Origin of the sequence: Photobacterium arenosum (assembly GCF_014841115.1) — a bacterium.
GTDB lineage: Bacteria > Pseudomonadota > Gammaproteobacteria > Enterobacterales > Vibrionaceae > Photobacterium > Photobacterium arenosum.
The window spans coordinates 404,260-426,062 of the sequence record NZ_JACYTP010000001.1 but is presented as its reverse complement, the minus strand read 5'-3'; the positions used below and the strand labels follow the sequence as shown (position 1 = coordinate 426,062).

Annotated in this window: 26 protein-coding genes and 1 pseudogene; 18 read left to right on the top strand and 9 right to left on the bottom strand. The window is 48.4% G+C overall.

Annotated elements, in window-relative coordinates; all coding sequences use genetic code 11:
* Positions 1 to 77: 77 nt before the first annotated feature.
* On the top strand, positions 78 to 1,133 hold the full coding sequence (gene aroG / locus IFO68_RS01980; RefSeq protein ID WP_192014168.1) for a 3-deoxy-7-phosphoheptulonate synthase AroG: 1,056 nt from the start codon (positions 78 to 80) through the stop codon (positions 1,131 to 1,133).
* 104 nt (positions 1,134 to 1,237) lie between these two features.
* Here the strand turns inward: aroG and IFO68_RS01975 are convergent, their stop codons facing one another.
* A complete protein-coding gene (locus tag IFO68_RS01975) occupies positions 1,238 to 1,780 on the bottom strand; it encodes a DUF4136 domain-containing protein (RefSeq protein WP_192014166.1) in 543 nt (180 codons plus the stop codon).
* Positions 1,781 to 1,889: 109 nt separating this feature from the next.
* Between IFO68_RS01975 and IFO68_RS01970 the strand changes: the two genes are divergently transcribed.
* From IFO68_RS01970 to IFO68_RS01955, 4 genes are all read left to right on the top strand, one after another.
* The gene (locus IFO68_RS01970; RefSeq protein WP_192014165.1) at positions 1,890 to 2,399 is read left to right on the top strand and encodes a hypothetical protein; all 510 of its coding nucleotides are present in this window, start codon (positions 1,890 to 1,892) and stop codon (positions 2,397 to 2,399) included.
* Positions 2,400 to 2,502: 103 nt separating this feature from the next.
* A complete protein-coding gene (locus IFO68_RS01965; RefSeq protein ID WP_192014164.1) occupies positions 2,503 to 3,312 on the top strand; it encodes a crotonase/enoyl-CoA hydratase family protein in 810 nt (269 codons plus the stop codon).
* A gap of 66 nt (positions 3,313 to 3,378) precedes the next feature.
* Complete coding sequence (locus tag IFO68_RS01960) at positions 3,379 to 3,957, top strand: rhomboid family intramembrane serine protease (RefSeq protein ID WP_225445001.1); 579 nt, start codon at positions 3,379 to 3,381, stop codon at positions 3,955 to 3,957.
* An 11-nt stretch (positions 3,958 to 3,968) separates the two neighbouring features.
* Positions 3,969 to 4,301: a DUF1840 domain-containing protein gene (locus IFO68_RS01955; protein ID WP_192014163.1), complete on the top strand. Its 333-nt coding sequence runs from the start codon at positions 3,969 to 3,971 to the stop codon at positions 4,299 to 4,301.
* A 1-nt stretch (position 4,302) separates the two neighbouring features.
* Here the strand turns inward: IFO68_RS01955 and IFO68_RS01950 are convergent, their stop codons facing one another.
* On the bottom strand, positions 4,303 to 4,944 hold the full coding sequence (locus IFO68_RS01950; protein WP_192014162.1) for a DJ-1/PfpI family protein: 642 nt from the start codon (positions 4,942 to 4,944) through the stop codon (positions 4,303 to 4,305).
* A gap of 132 nt (positions 4,945 to 5,076) precedes the next feature.
* Here IFO68_RS01950 and IFO68_RS01945 point away from each other — a divergent pair, with 132 nt between their 5' ends.
* Both IFO68_RS01945 and IFO68_RS01940 read left to right on the top strand, forming a co-directional pair.
* Positions 5,077 to 5,787: an AraC family transcriptional regulator gene (locus tag IFO68_RS01945; protein WP_192014161.1), complete on the top strand. Its 711-nt coding sequence runs from the start codon at positions 5,077 to 5,079 to the stop codon at positions 5,785 to 5,787.
* 102 nt (positions 5,788 to 5,889) lie between these two features.
* Entirely contained in the window at positions 5,890 to 6,225 is a 336-nt protein-coding gene (locus IFO68_RS01940; protein ID WP_192014160.1) for a tRNA-binding protein, read from the top strand.
* Between the two features lie 59 nt (positions 6,226 to 6,284).
* On the opposite strand, the gene IFO68_RS01935 is transcribed toward IFO68_RS01940, so the two are convergent.
* From IFO68_RS01935 to IFO68_RS01925, 3 genes are read right to left on the bottom strand one after another with little or no spacing between them, the layout of a single operon-like run.
* The gene (locus IFO68_RS01935; RefSeq protein WP_192014159.1) at positions 6,285 to 7,049 is read right to left on the bottom strand and encodes a class I SAM-dependent methyltransferase; all 765 of its coding nucleotides are present in this window, start codon (positions 7,047 to 7,049) and stop codon (positions 6,285 to 6,287) included.
* A gap of 38 nt (positions 7,050 to 7,087) precedes the next feature.
* Complete coding sequence (locus IFO68_RS01930) at positions 7,088 to 7,723, bottom strand: HAD family hydrolase (protein ID WP_192014157.1); 636 nt, start codon at positions 7,721 to 7,723, stop codon at positions 7,088 to 7,090.
* A gap of 31 nt (positions 7,724 to 7,754) precedes the next feature.
* Positions 7,755 to 8,501 carry a CPBP family intramembrane glutamic endopeptidase gene (locus IFO68_RS01925; RefSeq protein WP_192014155.1) on the bottom strand — a complete coding sequence of 249 codons (747 nt, stop codon included), beginning with the start codon at positions 8,499 to 8,501 and terminating at the stop codon, positions 7,755 to 7,757.
* Positions 8,502 to 8,613: 112 nt separating this feature from the next.
* Here IFO68_RS01925 and IFO68_RS01920 point away from each other — a divergent pair, with 112 nt between their 5' ends.
* Positions 8,614 to 9,282, top strand: coding sequence for an alpha/beta hydrolase (locus IFO68_RS01920; protein ID WP_192014153.1), 669 nt, complete (start codon positions 8,614 to 8,616; stop codon positions 9,280 to 9,282).
* Between the two features lie 45 nt (positions 9,283 to 9,327).
* Here IFO68_RS01920 and IFO68_RS01915 read toward each other — a convergent pair whose 3' ends face one another.
* Positions 9,328 to 9,708 (bottom strand): PH domain-containing protein, encoded by a 381-nt coding sequence (locus IFO68_RS01915; protein WP_161455251.1) that lies wholly within the window; start codon positions 9,706 to 9,708, stop codon positions 9,328 to 9,330.
* Positions 9,709 to 9,877: 169 nt separating this feature from the next.
* On the opposite strand from IFO68_RS01915, the gene IFO68_RS01910 reads away from it, so the two are divergent.
* Positions 9,878 to 10,330, top strand: coding sequence for an AraC family transcriptional regulator (locus tag IFO68_RS01910; protein ID WP_192014151.1), 453 nt, complete (start codon positions 9,878 to 9,880; stop codon positions 10,328 to 10,330).
* A 94-nt stretch (positions 10,331 to 10,424) separates the two neighbouring features.
* On the opposite strand, the gene IFO68_RS01905 is transcribed toward IFO68_RS01910, so the two are convergent.
* Both IFO68_RS01905 and IFO68_RS01900 read right to left on the bottom strand, forming a co-directional pair.
* A complete protein-coding gene (locus IFO68_RS01905; RefSeq protein WP_192014149.1) occupies positions 10,425 to 11,402 on the bottom strand; it encodes a hypothetical protein in 978 nt (325 codons plus the stop codon).
* A 163-nt stretch (positions 11,403 to 11,565) separates the two neighbouring features.
* Positions 11,566 to 12,144, bottom strand: coding sequence for a glutathione peroxidase (locus tag IFO68_RS01900; protein ID WP_370630711.1), 579 nt, complete (start codon positions 12,142 to 12,144; stop codon positions 11,566 to 11,568).
* A gap of 266 nt (positions 12,145 to 12,410) precedes the next feature.
* Between IFO68_RS01900 and IFO68_RS01895 the strand changes: the two genes are divergently transcribed.
* The 3 genes from IFO68_RS01895 to IFO68_RS01885 all read left to right on the top strand — a co-directional run bounded on the left by IFO68_RS01895 (position 12,411) and on the right by IFO68_RS01885 (position 15,116).
* Positions 12,411 to 12,632: a hypothetical protein gene (locus IFO68_RS01895; RefSeq protein WP_192014539.1), complete on the top strand. Its 222-nt coding sequence runs from the start codon at positions 12,411 to 12,413 to the stop codon at positions 12,630 to 12,632.
* 302 nt (positions 12,633 to 12,934) lie between these two features.
* Positions 12,935 to 13,984, top strand: coding sequence for a hypothetical protein (locus IFO68_RS01890; RefSeq protein WP_192014147.1), 1,050 nt, complete (start codon positions 12,935 to 12,937; stop codon positions 13,982 to 13,984).
* A gap of 49 nt (positions 13,985 to 14,033) precedes the next feature.
* Positions 14,034 to 15,116, top strand: coding sequence for a hypothetical protein (locus IFO68_RS01885; RefSeq protein ID WP_192014145.1), 1,083 nt, complete (start codon positions 14,034 to 14,036; stop codon positions 15,114 to 15,116).
* On the opposite strand, the gene IFO68_RS01880 is transcribed toward IFO68_RS01885, so the two are convergent.
* Entirely contained in the window at positions 15,108 to 15,992 is an 885-nt protein-coding gene (locus IFO68_RS01880) for a LysR substrate-binding domain-containing protein (RefSeq protein WP_192014143.1), read from the bottom strand. The genes IFO68_RS01885 and IFO68_RS01880 overlap by 9 nt on opposite strands.
* A gap of 182 nt (positions 15,993 to 16,174) precedes the next feature.
* Here IFO68_RS01880 and hisC point away from each other — a divergent pair, with 182 nt between their 5' ends.
* From hisC to IFO68_RS01850, 6 genes and pseudogenes are all read left to right on the top strand, one after another.
* Complete coding sequence (gene hisC, locus IFO68_RS01875) at positions 16,175 to 17,260, top strand: histidinol-phosphate transaminase (protein ID WP_192014141.1); 1,086 nt, start codon at positions 16,175 to 16,177, stop codon at positions 17,258 to 17,260.
* Positions 17,261 to 17,293: 33 nt separating this feature from the next.
* A complete protein-coding gene (locus tag IFO68_RS01870; protein WP_192014139.1) occupies positions 17,294 to 18,067 on the top strand; it encodes an ABC transporter substrate-binding protein in 774 nt (257 codons plus the stop codon).
* A gap of 758 nt (positions 18,068 to 18,825) precedes the next feature.
* Positions 18,826 to 19,080, top strand: coding sequence for a type II toxin-antitoxin system Phd/YefM family antitoxin (locus IFO68_RS01865; RefSeq protein WP_005526636.1), 255 nt, complete (start codon positions 18,826 to 18,828; stop codon positions 19,078 to 19,080).
* Positions 19,073 to 19,342, top strand: coding sequence for a Txe/YoeB family addiction module toxin (locus tag IFO68_RS01860; protein WP_192014137.1), 270 nt, complete (start codon positions 19,073 to 19,075; stop codon positions 19,340 to 19,342). The genes IFO68_RS01865 and IFO68_RS01860 overlap by 8 nt, the downstream gene beginning before the upstream one ends.
* A 106-nt stretch (positions 19,343 to 19,448) precedes the next feature.
* Positions 19,449 to 20,032, top strand: a pseudogene (locus tag IFO68_RS01855) (transposase); the annotation flags it as partial.
* Between the two features lie 807 nt (positions 20,033 to 20,839).
* Positions 20,840 to 21,688 carry an NAD-dependent epimerase/dehydratase family protein gene (locus IFO68_RS01850; RefSeq protein WP_192014135.1) on the top strand — a complete coding sequence of 283 codons (849 nt, stop codon included), beginning with the start codon at positions 20,840 to 20,842 and terminating at the stop codon, positions 21,686 to 21,688.
* Positions 21,689 to 21,803: the final 115 nt, after the last annotated feature.

The following is a 21,803-nucleotide window of genomic DNA, read 5'->3' as shown; positions in this document are numbered from 1 at the left end:
TTAAATGCCTGTTGGAGTAGATGATCGGCCTGGTACTGACCATATCAGGCCACGATATGTAATTGGAAGTAAGCAGTATGCACAAAACAGACGACGTAAGAATTAAAGAAATTAAAGAATTATTGCCGCCGGTAGCCGTGCTGGAAAAGTTTCCGGCCACTGAAAACGCATCTGAAACTGTCTATGAAGCGCGTAAAGCCATTCATAACATTTTAAATGATGAAGATGATCGCTTGCTGGTAGTGGTTGGCCCTTGCTCCATTCACGATACGAAAGCGGCTATTGAGTATGGAGCCCGCCTGAAAACATTGCGTGACGAACTGAAAGATCGTCTGGAAATTGTTATGCGTGTCTACTTTGAAAAGCCACGTACTACAGTTGGCTGGAAAGGTTTGATTAACGACCCGTATATGGATGACAGCTTTCAGTTAAATGACGGCTTGCGTATGGGTCGTAAACTGCTGCTGGATTTGACCGATATGGGCATGCCGACAGCCGGTGAATTCCTGGACATGATCACACCACAGTACATGGGTGATCTCATCAGTTGGGGCGCAATCGGTGCGCGTACCACTGAGTCCCAGGTTCACCGTGAACTGGCCTCTGGTTTGTCTTGTCCGGTGGGATTTAAAAACGGTACAGACGGCAATATCAAAATTGCCACTGATGCTATCGGTTCCGCCAGTGCGCCACACCATTTCCTTTCCGTAACCAAGTTCGGTCATTCCGCGATTGTATCAACGGCGGGTAATGAAGACTGCCATATCATTCTGCGTGGCGGTAAAGAGCCGAATTATAGCGCGGAGCATGTGAATGCTGTGGTTGATCAACTCGAAAATGCGGGTCATCGTCAGAAAGTGATGATCGACTTCAGCCACGCCAACAGCCTGAAGCAGTATAAGCGCCAGGTTCTGGTTGCTGAAGATGTGGGTCAGCAGATTGCCAGCGGTAACAAAGCTATCTTCGGGGTGATGATTGAAAGTCATCTGGTTGAAGGTCGTCAGGATATTGTCGATGGCAAGGTTGCTACTTACGGCCAGAGCATCACGGATGCCTGTATTGGTTGGGAAGACACTGAAAACGTGTTGCGTGAGCTGGCAGATAAAGTCGAACAGCGTCGTCAGAAGTCATGATCTGATATCGGCGCGGCCACTCAGCGCCAGCGATGATTGAAAAAGCGAGAGTCTGACCGGGCTCTCGCTTTTTTTTGTATTCAGGTATGGCGCTTGAGGTGATATCAGCCGCCCTGACCGGGCGGGTACTGTGTGAACATTTCACTGACCTGTTCCTGTATGAAGTTGTCTCTGGCTGTCGGGGTCATGCTTTCTGTCAGTTGGCGACGGGAAATAGAACGCCAGATAACTTTATTGGTTTTGTTATCAATTAATTCAACGATCAGCTTGCCATAGGTGTATTCACGGAATCTGACAGGGGCTGAATAGGCAATGCTGCTATAACCGTAACCAACTCCGAATCCGACTGAGGTGCCGTAAGAGTCAAAATCTGTCATTTCCCGGATATAGGGGTGAACCGTGATATCAGCCTTTGGCTCTGCTTCCAGTACCGGTTGCAGACCTTTATATCTTAATTCCCGTTTGATAGTGTCTTCCAGCCGCGCTTTATCAAGACTGACAATCGACGATTTTCCAGGTTCAGCAAACTGGAAGGTTTTGTACTGGCTGAAGTCGACGTTGGCATTGTAGTCAGTGGAGACCTTGGCGCTGCACCCGCTCAGCAAAATCAGGACACTGGGAATAAATATCAGTAGTAAAGCTCTCATGCCATCTACCCTCGCTAGCTGATGGGATCGCGGTTGCTTTGAGTATAGCGTTTTGGTGGCTTCTATAATCAATACATCTGAGAGTGACATTTTTCATCCGGGAGCAAGAATGAAAGTCGCAGGTGGTTGTTTTGCTGTGCTAATCATTTTCGTTGCTGCTGGTAGTCGTCTGTTGGCGGAAAACCCTGCGGCGCAGGGGGCCGAGACAGACATTGTCAGCCTGTCGGTTCATTTCATCGACCAGACCAGAGTGAGCGATGCCCAGTCAGACAAAGCAGAGCGAGCAGATAAGACAGAGATACACGGCCTTCTTTTTCATCCGCTAGACGGCTATGTGGAGTATGAGCGTATTTGGTGCCTGTCCGGTGATTTTTCAGTTAAAGACTACCAAGCGCGCATTCAGGCGTTTTGTCGTCGTCAAAAGGGTCGAATGGAAGGGGAGTGGTGCCAGGCAGCAGATGTACCACTCTTTAGTGCCTCCATTGCCCTGATGGGGGAAACGTGCACCCCGGCAGGAGAAACAGCGGTTGTACATGTTTATCAGCCGCTTACCAGCCCGGACTCTGCCGACTGGCAGCGATTTGCTGATGTCATGGGGTATCAGGCTGTAAAGAAGTAGCTCCTGTGTGGCACCGGGCAGAGTTTCATCATCTGCTAGCTGATTTTATCAATCAGTCAGGTACACTTATCTGGACTGACCAGATAACAAACAAGGATGTAGCATGTCAAACTGGCAACGGCTTTTGGTAACAGAAGAAGAGGGTATTGTTACCGTCTCTTTAAATCGGCCTGAGAAACTGAATGCGCTGGATATCAGGTTATTCAAAGAACTGGATAGCGTCAGCCAGTCTTTGCGTAAGCGAAAAGATATTCGTGCCATTATTTTAACCGGTGAGGGCGGTAACTTCAGCAGTGGCCTGGATGTTAAGAGTGTAGCGACCTCACCGAGCAAGGTGTTGGGAGTGCTCAAAAAATGGATGCCGGGCAATGCCAATCTCGCCCAGCGGGTATCGCGCAACTGGCGCCGTATTCCCGTGCCAGTGATTGCTGCGATAGAAGGGCGTTGTTATGGCGGTGGCATGCAGATAGTGCTGGGGGCCGATTTTCGTTTTGCCACACCGGAATCTGAACTGTCTATCATGGAGATACGCTGGGGCCTGGTGCCAGATATGGCGGGCTTACTGTCACTGCGCGAGTTGGTGGCAAAAGATGTGGCGATGAAGCTCACGATGACCGGCGAAATCGTATCCGGCTCTCGCGCGCAGCAACTTGGCCTGGTCACGGAAATTCATGATAACCCACGCCAAGCCGCGCAAGTGCTGGCTCAGCAGTTTTGTCAGGCGTCGCCAGATGCGATTGCTGCCATCAAATCAACCACAACCAGCAGCTGGTCTCGCAGCGAACGGTATTTGCTGGCCAGAGAAACCATCAGCCAGCTGAGATTGATTCTGGGGAAGAATTTTCACATCGCCGGATACAGGCAGCGTAACAAAGCGGATAAACCCTATCGGCAACGCCAGTCATTTTGGTAACAAATCCATGGGCTTATCTGTTCAGCAGGCTTATACTTTCTAAAGACCCCGCTGGAGGAGAGCCTGTTGGATCAAAGTGACAAAGACGCCATCTGTTTTATTGGCGCAGTCGTTGTGGTTTGTTTTGTCGTACAGGTTGTCAATGTACTGCTGAATGGCTACCTGCTGGATTTTGGCTTGCTGCCAAGACACCTTAACCATGCGATAGGCCTGTTAGCCTATCCGTTTATTCATGGCTCGTGGGCACACCTATTCAGTAATATGGTGTCATTTTCAGCCCTGGCTTATCTGGTGTCACGCTCAGGGACGGCCAGATTGATCTCTGTCTTTATGATCAGTTGGGCGGTCAGCGGGGCAGGCGTGTGGTTATTTGGCCGCATGCATTACCATATTGGCTTAAGCGGTATTATCTACGGACTCTGGGCGTATCTATTGGTTTATGCCGTGCTCAGACGTAGTATCAAGTCGATGGCGATTGCTTTGATTGTGATGTTTTTTTACGGCCCGATGCTGACGGGGATCATTCCCGCGCATAGCTGGATAAGCTACGAAAGTCATTTGTCCGGCGCGCTGGCCGGTGTGATGGCCGGCTATGTGTTCGCCCGGCGGGATAAAGCCAAAGCCATAGCAAATGTTGAACAATAAGAGGATGACGCATGTTAATTACCTTTCACTCCCAAGCCAGTGCCAACATCACCATGTTTGGCGATGTGGCAAAACAACTGATTCATATGATGGGATACTGCGAAAATATTCCCGGTATCATTGATGTCGATGACGTGCCGCAAGCGTTGTCGAATCTGCAAAGTAAACTGGCAGAAGCAGAAAAACAAGAAGCGGTTCAGCAGGCTGAAACAGAAGCGGAAGAGGATCCCTGGGAAGATCAAGAGCCACAGATCAGTATGATGACAAGAGCCAGACCGCTGATTGAGATGCTGGAATCTGCCATCGCGGATGAGGTCGTGGTGATGTGGGAATCAGACAACTGATTCACTCGACCAGATGAAGTGGTGCAAAAGGATCGTCGTCCGGATCGTTGCGCCACAGGTATTCTGCGTCAATGGCAACCTTACGTGCTGCTTCCTCCCCCATTAAAAAGGCAATGAGACCAAGCGACATATCCAGCCCTGCGGCAGTGCCGGATGCGGTAAAGGTGTTTGCATCCTGAACCCATCTGGCAACAGGCTGCCATTGCACGTTATGGTTGAGCTCACTGACCCAATGATACTGGTGTTTGCTGGTGGTTGCGGCTTTGTGATCCAGCAGTCCGGCCTGAGCCAGCAGTGCCGATCCGGTACAAACGGCACAGCAAATTCTGGCTTTGCGGCCCTGGCGGCTTATCCATTGAAGCAGCTGAGGGTTGTTCAGGCTGGCTTTGACGCCTTTACCACCAGGTACCAGTAACAAATCGCAGAACAGATCGTCATTAAAGTCGGCCTCGGTCATCAGGCTGACACCCTGCTCACTGATAACGGCTGAGGCGTTCTCAGAGACCAGAGTCACTGTAATCTCTTCTTCGAGCGCGTTCAGCAGCGTCAGCGGGCCACTGACATCCAGCAGGCAAAACTCTGGAAATAAGGGGATCACAATACTGATTCCACGCTGTTTGTCTGGGGCAAGGGCTTCTGTCATCCTGTCACACTTTAAATTGCTCAACCTAACGTAAAGCATAGTTGTTTAACTGGTTATCCAAAAAAATCCTGCCAGACCAGAGGTAATATTTTCTCTATGGTATGGCAGCCCTGAGACAGAGATATCGCTTACATGACGGTCAGACTATCGATTCGAAGTTATTCTCTGGTAATGCGTGCTCATTTACATACGTATCATCAGTTAGTGCTGCCCCTGCATGGCAATATAACCATGACATTGCCTGGTTACTCTGGAAAGGTCGGACCTGGGCAGTGTGTGGTTATCCGGGCTGAGATGATGCATGAGTTTAAAGCGGATGAAAAATGCCGTTTTCTGGTTGCTGATCTGGACAACTTGCCAGAGAGCATGCAGCAGTTACCCCGACCTGTATTTGCGACTTCGCCTGAACTGGTCGCCTATTGTCAGTTTCTGGAACTTCAACTGACACAGTCGGCACAGCCCGGTTTGATAGAGTCAATGTCAGCGCTGTTTTATCACTTATTGCAGAATCAGGTCATTCCCGCTTGTCGTGATGGCCGGATAAGTGAAGCCGTACGTTTTCTTAATGAAGACATCAGTCGAACACCGTCTCTTGGTGAACTGGCGGTACGGGCCTGCCTCAGTCTCAGCCAGTTCAAGACGCTGTTCAAGCAGCATATGGGGATGACGACGGGGCAGTACTTGCTCACTCAGCGTATGACAAAAGCCAAAGCGCTGCTGGCGCATTCAGATTTACCTGTTTCCCTGATTGCCGAGCGGGTAGGCTTTACGGATGTGTCAGCATTCAGCCGTCGTTTTTCGGTGTACTGGGGGGAAACGCCCCGACAGATACGCCAGCGGTGAGAGTTCGGCTTCTGGCAATACAAAACCGGCTTTTCAGCAAAAACGGCGGAATAATTCTGCGCTAATTTCTAACCTCTTTTAATCAGTGAGGCAGGAAAGAGTATGGATATTTGCTGGCAGGATTTCGAAAAAGTGGATCTCAGAATCGGACAGATCATTGCCGTCGAAGCATTTCCGGAAGCAAGGCGGCCGGCGTTTAAGCTCTGGCTGGATTTTGGTGAGGACATAGGCCAGCGTAAAAGCAGCGCGCAAATTACCGACTTATATGACGCAACAACGCTGGTCGGTAAAAAGGTGATGGCAGTGGTCAACTTTCCGGCCAAACAGATCGGCCCCTTTATGTCGGAATGCCTGGTGACCGGATTCTATCGCGAAGATGGCTCTGTCGTGCTGGCTGTGCCGGATCAGGATATCCCCGTTGGTGCGCGGCTCGGATAAAGCGGTCAGAAAGTGGTCAGGGCAGACAGCGGATAGAGTACCCGCTGTCTGTGGATGATTTATGGTTTGTGAATTTTACCCAGATAGAGGTAGGTGTCGTAGTCGAAGGTCAACTGTCCGTCGATCTGGTGAGTATGAAATAAAGTCGTCAGGGCATCAGTGAGCGCATGGTAAGCGGCGCTGTCTTGCGGCGGGCAATAAGACGCTGAACGTACTCTGCCGATAAAACCGTCTAAGTCGAAATATTGCCGGTATTCAAAGGCCAGTTTTTGCATTTGGCCATCGGCAAAGAAATGACTGAGATCGCCGTCGGTCAGATTCATGTGATTGACGCTGGTGTAATCCGTGCCGTACTGGGCCAACAGGTCATCATACTGCTGTTGAATCGGTGTGCAGAGCTTGCGCTGATTCCAGATTAACGCGAGATGCGCGCCTGGTCTGGCAATGCGCTGAAACTCGCGACGGGTTTGCTCATTGCAAAACCAATGAAAAGACTGGGCGGCGGTGATCAGATCAACCGACGCATCAGCTAAACCTGTGCGTTCAGCAGGTGCGGCCGAACTGGTATAGCCAGAGTATTCTGCCAGTTGCTGATCAGCAGCAAACCGCATGGCGTCATTGGGTTCAATGGCGCTCACCTGAAGCCCTTTATCGAGCAGCAATTTTGTCAGTATGCCGGTACCCGCGCCGATATCGGCAATCTGTGACTGACTATCGAGATGGGTTTGAGACACTAACGTCTCGATCAAGGCGAGCGGGTAGCCGGGGCGATATTTCAGATAGTCATCGACCCGGTCTGAAAAGCGTTCTGTATTCCCTGTCATAGCAGATGATTCCTTGCATTTAGTGATACGATTACCGGTTATTGAATCAGTTGCAGCCATTGTGCTGGCGTTTCAAACATATAAGCGGGATGCTCAGTTTCCAGCTCTTTGCTTGAACCATAGCCCCAGAGCACACCGGCAGATTGCAGGCCATTCTTGCGGGCCGCTGTCAGGTCAACCGCTCTGTCGCCAATCATGAGTGAATGCTGGCTGATCGTGAACCGCTGCCGCAAGTCTTGCAGTTGCTGCCACTTTTCAATCCCGACATCGCCACCATTGATAAATTCGAACAGGCCGTCCAGGCCGAACAGCGTCAGAATCTGTTTGGCAAAGACAGCAGGCTTTGACGTGCAGATACCCATGTGTATTTTCTGATTGTGCAGGGTAAGCAAGGTGTCTTTTACACCGTCATAAAGCCTGTTTTCAGAATAACCTATGTCTGCGTATCGCTCACGGTAGCGGGCCACCAGATCGGCGATGAATTGTGGGTCATGATTGCCCGTTAACGCGATAAACGTCTTGTCCAGTGGTGGTCCAATGTATTTGGCTATCTTCTGCTCGGGCAATTCGGGCAGCCCGCCATGGGCGAGGGCGTAATTGAATGATTTAACGATCCCCTCTTTGGGGTCACTGATGGTGCCGTCCAGATCAAAAATCAAGATGTCATGCTTCATTTATGCGGTCTCCTGAACCTATAGCGTCTAATTATGTGGTGGGTACACCAACAAACAGTGCCATGCTGAACATTATCCAGTCATTGATAATATGGGCGCCGGTAGAAACCCAGATACTTTTGGTCTTGAGGTAAGCAAGGGATAACACCAGCCGGGCGGTTCCTATGACTAACAGACATTGTAAGAGGTTCCAGCCATAGGTGGGTAAATGCGCCAGGCCAAAAATGACGGCGGTGATCACCCATGCCAGAATAATCGAGCGCGTTCTTGAAAAGTGGCAGTGGGAATAGAAAACATGCATCAGCGCCAGGAAAGGCAGAATAGTGAAAATTTCTTCGCCAAACAGCTGTGGCAAGGTCTTGAGAAAAAACAATACTTTTTCTACGGTCGTCATGTCTGACAACTGTGCCAAAGCATGATTAGGGTTGGCACCAAAAAGTTTGACGACCAGTAAACCGAGCAAGACGCTGATTACTAGATTTAACAGACCAATACCTATCATCCATTTGAGATGATTGAATGACATCGGGCGAAAGATTGCGCGCCAGTGGAAGGGAGCTATCCGGGCAAGATAGAAAAGAGGAATGGCAAAAAACAGGATGGCGGGAATGAATTGTCCAAATGGGGTGGCAAAGAGTGGGATGGGAGTAATCAATACCGCAAACCCAGCAAAGACTAGTACCACAAGGAGTAGCCACTGGCGGGGGCTGAAGGCAGCAGGTTTGTCGTTATAAAAAGGAAAATCGTCAATGGTTGAATCATTCTTGTCTATTTTCATTGCTTTCCCTACTTATTTATGTGCGTCTGATTGTACATGGTAAATGCGTGCTGGTCAGCATTCGTTAACTTGCGTAACATGGACCACAGAACTGATTGATAAGGAATTTATCATGCCTCAATTAGACTGCGTTGAAGTCAATCCTAAGGTCAAACCCACTGCTTCTGTTATCTGGTTGCACGGATTGGGATCGAATGGCCATGATTTCGAAGCCATTCTCCCTGAATTAAAGTTACCTGCTAATTCCCCTGTGCGCTTTATTTTTCCTCATGCACCGTCGTTGCCTGTGACAGTTAATGGCGGAATGGTGATGCCAGCCTGGTACGATATTCTCGAAATGGGTATCGGCCGGAAATTGGACAAAGAACAGTTGCTGGAATCTGCCGACAAAGTGGCGGATCTGATTGACCGTGAACGTGGGCGGGGCATTGCGAGTGATCGGATCATTCTGGCCGGTTTCTCTCAGGGAGGGGCAGTGGCTTATCAGGCCGCGTTAACCTATCCGCATCCATTGGCCGGTTTACTGGCGCTGTCCACCTATTTTCCGACCGCTAAAAGCATTGATGTGGCACCTGATAATCGCCAACTGCCTATCGAAGTGATGCATGGCAGCTTTGATCCTGTCGTGCTGCCATCCATGGGTAAATCGGCAGTAGAAGATTTACAGGAGCTCGGCTTTCATCCCCAGTGGCGGGTTTACCCCATGGAACATCAGGTGTGCATGCAACAGGTTAAAGATATTGCAGACTGGCTGAAGCACACCTTAAATATCGATAATTAACCTCGCTCTTTCGCCCGGCCTGTTATTAACCCGACTGAGCCGGGACTATTTCCCGGCAATTTTACTGGCAAGTAATCCTTGCAGCTGGTAGATATTGGTTTTGCTGCCAAATTCCATACCGATTGGATCATGCTGGCCTGAAATCCAGATTTTTAACTCTGCGTCTAAGTCAAAATTGCCAGTCGATTCCACAAGAAACATGGTAATCGACTTATAAGGTATTGAACGATATTCCACTTTTCGCCCTGTCATACCTTGTTTGTCTATCAGCAATAAACGGCAGTCGGTCAGGATCAGCATGTCTCTTATCAGCTTGTAGGCCAGCTCAATCTTTTCATTAGGCCCCAGAATGATCTGAAGCTCTTCCGTCGCTTCAGAAATCGCCATTTCTCCGGCATTGCCCAGTAGTTTATCCAGTAGGCCCATGGTGTTTTCCTTTTTAATTATTGCGTTAGTCAGTAATTTGCTTTGTGTGGCGCTGATTAAACAATACGCATCAATGCAGAAATATACCAGCTCGGTATATTGACAGGTCAGAATGGACTTGTATATTTATACAGTGCTTTTTTTGTTGTTCATTAACTGGAGAATGATAATGCAAAAGGAAAAATTGTCTGCGAACTGGCTTGCTTATGTCGAAGTACAGGGACCATACGGTGAGAATTATGATCCGGCATTAAGCACCCTGTTTGGCTGGGCGGCACAGCAAGGGCTGCAGGGAGGGCGGTGTATTTTCGTCTACCTTGATGATGTGGAAAAAACACCACCGCAAGAATGCCGCACCCGTGTCGGCATCACTGTGCCTGAAAGCACTCAGGTAGAAGGCCCGATTGCGCTGACTCATTTACCGGGTGGCGATTACGCAACGTTACGTAAACAAGTAACAGATAAGACGCAATACGGGAGGTACTGGCAACAGCTGCATCAGGAGATAGCGGAAGAGACCAAAATGCAGTTCGATGATGAGCGACCGTGTTTTGAGTTGTACCACAGTGTGGATGAAGCAAATGATATTTGTGACACCAGTTTCTGCATTCCGGTTAAGTAGGGAACTACTGTTGGTATCGCAGCCACCAACCCAGGTGAAATGTCGGGGGCTGGTGGCTGTAACCGGATAACGGTATACCAGAAATCAGAACAAATTAGCGTTTATCTAAATCCATGTATTCCAGCATTTCAGACAATTGCCGGTTGCGTTCAGCCGTGAGTATTCCCAGCCAGTCCTGCATGGTCAGGGTAGTGTTCAGAGAAGCCAGCATCATTGCGGTTTGTTCTCTGTAAATCAGCCAGGCTCTCTGTACGCTTTCAACATCCCGAGCAGTGACTTCCAGGTTAAAGTCTTCAATCGGCCCCATTTTCAGGCGCTGAATCAGGCTGTCATAAGTCTGGCTTAATGTAGAATCGGCTTCATCTAACGATGGAATGTCTTCTGGCTGGTTACCCGCTAACGTGTCCAGAATTTGCGACAGATATCTGTCGTTTTGGTTAGATACCGATTCAATGCGAAAGGCCGTATGGCTGCTGCCACCGTGAAGTTCTTCATGTATTGCTCTGTGCTCAAAGAAGTCTTCTGCCATTCTGACCGCGTTTTTAATGGTTTGCTGCTGAGAAACAGGCAACTGTTGGATAGCGGTATCCTGTCGCTGTTTTCTTTCAATATGCTGTTCACCGGCAAACCGATTGGCACAGAAAGCCGAGCCAACACCGCTAGTGATGTATTGGCACAAATCAAATGTGAATGGCTGATTATGTTGCCAATGATCAAACGCATCCTGTACGGCATACTTCTCTTCTGCAGGCGCGAATCCGCCTTCGCAGATGAGCTGTAGCGTAAGCTGATTCTTTTCTGTCAGGGGGTAAGTGGAACCTGTTGAGACCTTCTCTGCTATTTCCCACACTTGGTACAGTGTGTTATCAGCCTGTGCCAGCAGATAAGCCTCGCGGTCTGCCGGCGTTAATGCTGCCAGCTCGATATGACCCACTTGTGAACACATTTGTTCAGTACTGAGTTCTGGGCGATCGCCAGCCAAGGCTGATAACGGGTAAATAACGGAAAGCGTAATAAGAGACAGGGCTGAAGCCTGAATTAAAGGGATGCCTTTGATGGTGTGTCCTGACATGGTTAAGGTGTGATGGAACGTAATGAATGGCGATAAGATCGCAGGTTGTTCGTGAAAGAACAAGGGGTGAAATCAAAAATAAGCAGGAAAATTGCAAAGCATTGGCCTGATGCGATTCGGGTCATAGAAAAAAGTCGCAGCAGGCCAAAAACAGGGAGTCTGGTTACTGAGCTTGCGTCAGTAATTGTTCGATACTTTGCGTCAGTTTAGGATCGTTCGGCTTGGTGGTACTGGCAAAAACGGTGAGTACTTTGCCATTGCGATCGACCAGATATTTGTAGAAGTTCCATTTGGGCGTGATACCCGAGTCGTTAGTCAGTTGCTTAAACACAGGGTTGGCGTCGCTGCCGCGAACAGCGCTGCGATTCATCATGGGAAACGTTACGCCGTAATCCAGGTAGCAGACTTTTGCCGTGTTTTCTTCATTGCCTCTGTCCTGGAAGAAGTCATTGGACGGGAAACCGATAACGGCAAACCCCTGGTCTTTGTAAGTCTGATACAAGGTTTCGAGACCTTCATACTGAGGGGTGAAACCGCACTGGCTTGCGGTATTGACTACCAGCAGAACCTGACCTTGAAATTGCTGGCATAAATTCACGGAATCAGCACTGTTAAGTTTAGTGAACTCATGGTTTAACAATGGCGGACATTCAGGTTCAGCGGCTTGCACTGTAGTGAAAGTCGCTGACGCAGTGGCAATAGCAGTCGCTAGAATCAGGTGTTTAGTCATTGGGCGGAGCATAAGTGAATCCTGTCGTGTGAACCAGCCACAGCCGAGAGGCTATTTAAAGCTGTATGTTGATAAATTCTAACGTCTTATCGCAACATTGCGAGACATTCACCAGGTTTATTTGGCATGCAGTAAGAATTGATGCACAAAGTCTTGCAATCCGACAGACAAGCTTTAACGTGTGGCAGTTATTGATAGACACTTTAATTGTAGGAGGGCGCTTGAACAGACCCAAAAACAGCGGATGGCAGCGATTGCTGACGGCTTTTCAGTCCGTGATGGACTTTCAGCAGAGGATCTGGGTCGTCAATGTCCGTGAAAGCCGTTTCCAGGATGAATCATTCATAGTGAGTGAAGACAGCTTTACAACACCGCTCCAGTGGATGAGCAAGAAAGGTTACAGTGAAGCGATGCTGAGTGAAGTAGAGAGCATGAAGCGCTCTCAGGTGCTTGAGTTTACATTAGGCGATAGCCATCATAGTGTCATGCGAGTGAAGTAACTCGTTTCTCCTTTTCTCTGCTGTGAATAATGACCAGCGCAGCCTTGTTTAAATCAGCCCTATCTCTTTAGTCTTCTGAAAAATAAATCAAATTTAAAAATTATCAAACATTTTCACTTTCGAAAGTGCGCATTTTTATGCGTTTTTTCGTCTTCTTTGTGATAAAAAAGTTATGGTTTAGATCAAATTTTTAACATTAAGAAGATAAAAAATGCTCGTAGTCGCAAATACTAGATGCAGTGCAACTGAAGTGACTGTTGCGCCACATGAAAGAATAATGTTGATAACGAAGAAGAATGACTATGAAGACACTTTCGACCTACCTCACCTTAGCAACACTCCTTGCGGCGGGTTCTGCTCAGGCCGCGTTGAGCGATTACAAAGTCGTCCTGGTTCATGGCTTCCAGCCTGGGCAGTTGCAATCAAAACCCGACAGTAGTCAGGTTAATCTGGACGGGGCCTCGTACTGGCAAGATTATTGGCAATCCCGTGCTGATGCCCGTATCGACTGGCCATCTCACGAACGGATTACGGGAAAAATATCGACAGATTACGTGTGGCCTAAGCTGAAAGCGTTTTCGGAGCAAGGTTTATGTCATCCAGGTTGCGTGTTTGTCACCCATTCAACCGGTGATCTGGTGACGCGCTATCTGATCGATAACCAGGCAAACTGGCTGGAAAATGCCGGCCTGCAGCCACTCAATATTATTGCGACATTTGATTTTGCGGGTGCCGGTGGCGGGTCTGAATTAGGTGACATGGCAGTGAATGTTGCTGAAGGCAGCGGAACATGGAACAGCATGCTGAAATACGCAGTGTCCTTGTGGCTGGGAGAGATGCCCAGCAAAAACAATACGGGCGTATTGAACGATCTTCGTGTTGCCAATGCGCGCCAGCTTGCTGCCTTGCCGGACAGCCGTGTTCCCAGAATCCGTTTTACCGGCGACAGCAGTGATTATCTGGGGGTTACCTCAGGGTATTTGCCCGGTAACGATGACGGGGTAGTGGCCAGTCATTCCACTTGCGGTGCCAGTAACGCGGGAGACTTTACCAGCTGCTCGGTGAATGTGGGCTATAACGGTAAGCTTACAACACAATCTCGAGGTGTCAGCCAGTTCATGCCTTATCATTACCCATTACTGATGGGGGAAGGCTACAGCCACAGCGGCCTGATCCATAATAAGCATGAAGGACAAGTTACAACGGCCGCGGAGCAGGTCAGTTTGCTGGATGGAAACCTTGTCCGCGTGAATTCTACCGATGAATGGTACTGGCTAAATGGCGCCTATTACCGTTATGTCGATGGTTCGGACACCCTGACTATGTCTGAAGTGGTGCATTCTTTCTTATGATCTCGTTATGGCTTTGGCGCAGGCCAAAGCCATCCTCAGCAGGTTGGATATGAAAAAGAAAAGGATAATAGTCGTCGGGCTTTCAGGCACTGCTGTGTTGATGTTTGCCATCTATAGCATTTGGCCAACTCAGCACACGGATACGGAATCTGTGCAGGTTGCAGCCAGAGAAACTGTTAGTACCAGCAATAAAGCCGCTTTGGTGGCGACCCAGCCAGCAATAGTGACACCCCACTTATCGGTTTCAGATGACAGAAAAACTGCACCTGAGCAGAAGGAGATAACGCTTCCTGTTGATATGGCAGATCAATTTGCTGTGATTTCAAGTGTATACGCTGCAGAACTGGCTTATCCGTCTTACTCCAGGCCACTATCGGTTCAGGATACCCAGTGGCTTGAGCCGAACCGGTTTGTCGCGGTGCAGGCTCCCGTCATGGACGGTAATCATACTGCGTCGTTATTTCTTGATTCCTTTCGGCATTTTTATCCTGATCCTGTGAGCCTGACGGTGCAGAGCAGTTTGCCGGTTGAGTCGATATCTGTTGAGCTGATTGATGTCAATACATATCAAAAGCTGGCCGCTGAACAATCACTGGGCAATCAGGTTTTCTTTGAGTCTGACGAGAGCTGGCCGTCAGAAATACGAGCCAGAGCAAACATTTACTTCACAACAGGCTCCGACATACTTACCGCTGATTTTCGCTATTACATACCGGTGGCAGAAGTTGTTGCAGTCGCTCAGCCAGTTTCCGAGCGTGCTGATATGAGTATTCCGGTCACTTTGTCGGTTAAGCGTGATGGGATATACCGTGTCAGAGCCAACCTTTATACCCAGAGTGGGAAGCCTGTCGCCGTTCTGAGCGCCAGGCAATCGCTTTTTGCAGGTGAACAGACGGTCACATTGAAAGCGCACAATAGTGTCCTGTCTGACACAGATGACTATGAACTGAGAACGTTTCAGGTAGAGAAAATGTCGGGCTTTCCCGGTGAAGAAACGGAATATGGTATCAGCCAGAAACCTGTCTGGCCCTTGGGCACCATAGACGTGTCTCTGTTGAGTGATGAACCGTATACCCCCACACCAGAAGAGCAGCAACGCATGCAGTTTTTGCAATCGGCCGCCTCAGACTGAGGCGGGCGGAATGTCACTGAGAATCCAGTCAAACAGCAGGGACAAGGATGCATTCGGAGTCACGTTTGGCCGAACCAGATAATATCGTTTACCCGAAGGCACACTTTGCGGGCAGGGCATGATTAACCGGCCGGCATCTAAGTCTTGCTTGGCCAGTTCAACATCCCCCACCGCGATACCAAAGCCCTGAATAGCCGCACTTACTGTTAAATCCAGAGTGGCAAACCGCTGGTTCTGGATGGCGTGTTTACCCACATAACCCATATGTGTCAGCCATAACCGCCAGTCGGTATGCTGTGGCGTTGCATGCAGCCAGGTATGCTGACTGAGCTGCTCCGGCGAAACGGGCAGTTGAGAGTGTTGAAATAACACTGGTGAGCACATGGGTGACAAGTATTCATCAAACAGACGAAATGTTTTTACTTCTTTATGGGGAGGTTGCTCGTCATAGCAAATCGCCGCATCAAAAGGTTCGGACGAGAAATTCACGCTGTGCATGATGGCAGAGGTTAACTCGACATCAATATCAGGGTGGGCCTGCTGAAATGACATCAGTTTTGGCAGCAGCCAGGAGGTAATACAGCTGGGGGCTTTTAACTTGATTTGCTGTTTCTCATTCGACACCTGATCGACTGCCTTTTGCAGTTGGGTCATGACATGCTGCACCATGGGTAAAAATGCATGCCCTTTGGTTGTCAGCGTCAGCCCGCGGGCATGGCGTTGAAACAGTCTGACTTTCAACTGTTCTTCCAAAGCCAGAATCTGGCGGCTAACAGCGCCTTGAGTGACATTCAGGTGTTTAGCTGCCATCGTAAAATTTAAGTGTTCAGCGGTTATCAGGAAAGCCTGAAGCTCTCGGGTAGAAGGAAGTCGCATCAGTGAATCAAACCTCTCAAGCCATGCGTTTTTCTCATGGCTAGTATGCCTACTTTTCGATTCTTATTTCAAATTTATTTGTTTAATTTATGTAAACGGAAAATATAAAGATTCTCAGGTTGAATGTTTAATCATAAATCTGGGCTTAATTTTGTTATTCATGCATTGCGAAGAGGTGTGTTGTGACGTCGCTAGCTACGAAATTAGTTCCAGAGGTAGTAAAAAACCTCATACCCTATCAGTCTGCTCGCCGCATTGGCGGGAAAGGACATATCTGGCTTAACGCCAACGAGCTGGAGCAGAGTGAGCGTTACGGCGAATCAGAGAGTTACAATCGCTACCCTGATTTTCTTCCGCACGTTATTGAAAAAGCGTATCTGGAATACAGCGAAAATGTCTTAGGTGGCGCAGCGCTGCAATGTCAATCGCTGGCGGTTCGCGGGGCCGATGAGGGGATCGATTTATTGATTCGGACGTTTTGCCAGCCGGGTAATGATCAAATCATTGTTTGCCCTCCCACTTATGCAATGTATGAGTTCTGTGCCGATTCAATTGCAGTGAACACAGTGAAAGTGCCTTTGGCAGAGGACTTCAGTCTGAATGTGGAGGCGATTACCCCTTATCTGAAAGACAGTAAAATTCTGTTTTTATGTTCGCCTAATAATCCGACAGGTAACGTTATCCCTCACGAGCAAATTGTGGCTTTGCTTGAAGCGAGCAAAGACTCCACTCTGGTGGTGGTTGATGAGGCCTATATTGAGTTTGCGCCGCACACCAGTGTGGTGAATCTGATAGCCGAGTATCCGCATCTTGTTGTGATTCGCACCCTGTCCAAAGCGTTCGGACTGGCCTCGATCCGAGTAGGGTTTTTACTGGCTGACACGAGTGTGATGGATTATGTTGCACGCTTGATTCCTCCTTATCCGATAGCGGATCCAAGTGCGCTGGTCGCCAAAAAAGCACTCCAGGAAGAAGGACTTGAGGCCATGCGTCGTCAGGCGGATGAGCTGGTGTCCATTCGAAACTGGTTTGCTGAGGAAGTGGCAGGGCTGGCTTTCGTCGAGAAGGTGTATCCGTCTTCCACCAATTTTGTTCTGATTAAATTCAGTACCGACGATTGCCTCTATCAGTACCTGCTGCAAAAAGGCATAGTGACCCGTAATCAGGCTCATGATCCGCGATTGGCTCGCTGTGTCCGTATTTCTATCGGTACCCGAAACAGCATGCAGGAAACACTGGATGCGTTAAAAGAGTATCCATTAAATTAAAGAATAAACACGACAGTGTAAGAGGGGACAACAATGAAAAAGCAACTAGGTCTGGGTCTGATCCTGGCAACAGCAATGATGGCGAATGTTCAGGCTGCGGATAAACCGGTACGTTTAGCATCCGATTTTACTTACCCGCCATTTAACTACAAAGACGCGAATGGCACCCCGAAAGGGTTTGATATTGAAATTGCCGATGCACTCTGCCAGGAAGCGAAACTGGACTGCGTTTGGGTAACGCAGAGCTGGGACGGTTTGATTCCGTCGCTGTTAGCCCGTAAGTCAGATGCAATCATGGCATCTATGCGTATCACAGAGGAACGTAAGCAGCGGGTATTGTTTACCGACAAGTATTATCAGACTCCGGCCCGGTTTGTTGCTCGTAGCGATGCTGGTATCAGCATAGATAAAGCCGGCCTGGAAGGGAAAAAGATCGGTGTTCAGCTGGGCACTATTCATGACCGTTATGTCACTGACATGTATGGCGATGTAGCGAAAATTCAGCGTTACACAGGGCAAGACGAAGTGTATCTGGATTTAACTACCGGCCGTCTCGATGCCGCCTTTGGTAACTCGGATCAGCTTGCGCTGGCTTTTCTGGAAAAAGAGCAAGGCCAGAATTTCGAGTTTGTCGGTGAAGCAGTAACAGACAAAGCTTATATTGGCGAGGGAACAGCCCTGGCATTGCGTAAAACAGACAAAGCACTGGCGGATAAATTCAACAAAGCGATTCAGGCTATCCGTGAAAATGGTACCTATGACCGTATTGCCGGTAAGTACTTTAAGTTTGATATTTACGGTGAGTAAGGGTTTCCGTTTACTCTCTGAAAAATCCGAAGCGGTTGCTTCGGATTTTTTTGCGCTGGGGTTGGGTGAGTTTGTCGCGTATTTGATTCTGTGGCTTATTTGACATTGTCAGATGCGCGCCAGGTACTCTTTAAAGGCAAAAAGAGTACCCAGAAATGCCTTTTGTTCTTTGGTGTGGTCCGGGCCGATTGTAGGCGCTCCCGGCGCCGACAACCTAAAAATTCGTCCTGAATTTTTCCCTGGGGGAGAGGCAAACCTCAAACTTCTCATTTCTGCTTTTAAAACACACGCCAAACATAGTTAAATTAATTATAATTCAATGCCTTACTGTCATTCCCGCGCAGGCGGGAATCCATACAGCGAGTGCGATTTTTAAGGCTGGGTGGGTATTCGCATGTCTGCGGCATCTTTGCACGGAGAAAGTGACTGATGTCTCTGAGTTACAAGTGTATAAACACTGATTGTTTGGGGTAAGTCATGAAATACAAAAAAGTAAAGAATATCAATAGGGTGGCATAAGTAGTTTGAGTAAGATATACGACATGCTGTCGTGTATCTTGCTGATATATTTATATGGTAATGCGCAGTTAGTTTAATATGATCAAACACTACAGTGGCTTCTGATTAAAAGAGTTATACGACATGGTGTCGTTGAATAAAATGTTATGTGCCTTATCAATATCGCATGTTCAATTTACTGTACAAGTAGATTGATGAAGACTATACTTGTCCCATTAAATGTACATGTGGAGGTTCTTATGAGAATCGTATCTTTTACTGAAGCTAGAAATGGTCTCAAAGCTGTTTTGGACGGTGTAGTTAATGACGCTGATACAACAGTTATTACACGCCGTGATTCTGAAGATGCTGTAGTTATGTCTTTAGACTACTACAATAGCCTTATGGAGACAGTTCACTTACTACGCTCTCCTCAAAACGCTGAACACCTAAACCGTTCGATAGCACAGTACCGTGCAGGTAAAACAACTGCACGAGAGTTAATTGATGAGTAGTAGTCAACATTTACTATCGTGGACTGATGACGCTTGGGATGACTACCTGTATTGGCAAACTCAAGACAAGAAAACACTCAAGCGCATCAATAAACTCATCAATGAAGTTAAGCGCTCCCCATTTGAGGGCATCGGTAAACCAGAGCCGTTAAAAGAGAACTTATCTGGTTTTTGGTCTCGTCGTATTGATGACACTAACAGGCTTGTTTATGCAGTCGATGATCAAGCGATAACGATAATTTCGTGTCGTTACCACTACTAAATAAGGTTCAGCGACCTGGCATCTAACAAATAAGGATATGTAGTGGTTTAATGAACCCGGACACCATTTTAGGTGGTAAAGTAGCCACCAAAGAAAGAGGTGTTTAATGACAAGAAAGCGTCGCTCATTTACTGCTGAGTTCAAACTGGAAGCTGCATGTCTGGTATTGGATCAAGGCTATTCGGTCGCTAAAGCCAGCCGCTCTTTAGATGTTGGGGAAACAGTGCTCTGCCGGTGGGTCAGTTAACTCCAGGCTGAGCGTGGTGGTAAGACTCCCAGCAACAAGGCTTTGACTCCTGAGCAGCAGAAGATCCAAGAGCTTGAAGCTCGCATCAACCGGCTAGAACGCGAAAAAGCGATTTTAAAAAAGGCCACAGCTCTCTTGATGGCGGACGAGTTCGAACGTACGCCCTGATAGACCAGTTAAGAGAGCAAGAATCCACTGAACTGGTCTGCTCCGCTTTCAATATTTCCACGTCCTGTTTTTATGAGTATAAGGCTCGAATTCGTAATGTCGATTGCGAGCGACTGAAGCTTCGAAGTGAACTTCGTCGCTTGTTCAAGGCGAGCCGTGGTTCCGCTGGTAGCCGATCGCTAAAGTTAATGATGCAGGAGTTGGGATATCAGGTTGGTCGTTTCAAGGTGCGTAACCTGATGAAAGAGGCAGGGTTAATGTCGAAGCAACCCGGCCCACAGCAAAGAATAAAAAAAGGTGTTTTCTGGTTACTCTTTGCACCAACAAAGAGTAACTGGCGCGCGTCAGACAATGGCGAGAGAAGCGCCGGACTCAAACGCGACATACTTACCCAGCCTTAGAAATCGTACTCGCTGTATGGATTTCAGCTTGTCGCGGAAATGACGGATTGAGAATGTACTTGGCTGGCACAACCTCAGGGAAAAAATACATGGATGTATTTTTAGGTTGTCGGCGCCGGGAGCGCCTACAACCGGCCCGGCCAACACCAAAGAATAAAAGGTGTTTTCTGGTTACTCTTTGCACCAACAAAGAGTAACTGGCGCGCGTCAGACAATGGCGAGAGAAGCGCCGGACTCAAACGCGACATACTTACCCAGCCTTAGAAATCATACTCGCTGTATGGATTCCCGCTTGTCGCGGAAATAACGGGTTGAAAATGTACATGGCTGGCACAATCTCAGGGAAAAATTCAGGACGAATTTTTAGGTTGTCGGCGCCGTGAGCGCCTACAACCGGCCCGGCCAACGCCAAAGAATAAAAGGTGTTTTCTGGTTACTCTTTGCACCCACAAAGAGTAACTGGCGCGCGTCAGATAATGGTGAGATAAGCACCGGACTCAAGCGCGACATACCTGCAAAACTCAGACAGATCATCAGATCCAGAGAAATCCTCCTATTCCCCCCAAAGCCAAAGCCTTTACCTCAACCGACTATGCTTATAACTTAAGGACAGGAAAACAGAACGTTTTTTAGCGTGTGCAAACAGGCATGTTTGGCATACCGAACAGACAAGGAGGAGAAATGAAGGTCTTAGTCGCAGGGGGCAATTCGGTGCTCGGATGCTATGTGGTCCGGCACTTGATAGATCACGGTTATCAGGTCTTTGCGCTCAGTCAGCATCCTGAGCAGGATAACCCGCTGGCTATCCCGCTTGCTTTGCAGGATGAACACATGGCAGGGAAATTTGATGCCGTGATCTGCTGTGCCAGACCTGTTATGGCACCTTATGCGCAGGAAAAGCAGGCACCGGATTTTTCGGTATTGATGGACAGCATAGAGCGCTTTGCGAAACCGAATGCCAGAAAGCTGTATACATCAGGTATCGAAGTGTTTGGGTGCGCCGATGAATGTTCACCCGATGAACTCCAGTTTGAGTCCCTGACTGCGGCAGAAAAAGAGGTTCCGGTGCTGAAGAAAGCCATAGAACTGGGCTGGACACCCGTTTTTGTGCCTACTCTGGTGTACGGTGGTCACGAATGCCCGATTCATACTTCACTGAATCGTCGCGAAAGCCTTCGCATTCCTGTCCTGATCCCGTCTTACGGCCTGTATTATGCCGCTCATCTTGATGATCTGGCGGCTTTTCACGTGACCTTAATTGAGAAGGACACGCTGGCGCCGTTTTATTTTCTGGCTGAGGAAAAGCGCTACAGCCCTGAAAACCTGGCTGACATGCTGGTGGAATACGGTTGGGCGGAGGGGGTGAAGTGCTTGTCATTGCCAAGCTTTCTCAAACAATACGGCGAAGAGGTACTGGAAGTAGAAACCATGAATGTGAGCGTGCCGATCAGCCCGGATTTCGAGCCGGTCAACAGCCTGTCAGCCTACCTGTCTCAAACGCGGATAACGCCGGCCCATGACCTCCCATAATACTTGTTTGACCGGCACACTCAGTGATGCCGGGATAAGTGAACACTTGCTTTTTATTGATCTGCGATCAGCACAACGTTGAGCAAATGTTATTATGTCATCTGTTACTTATTGA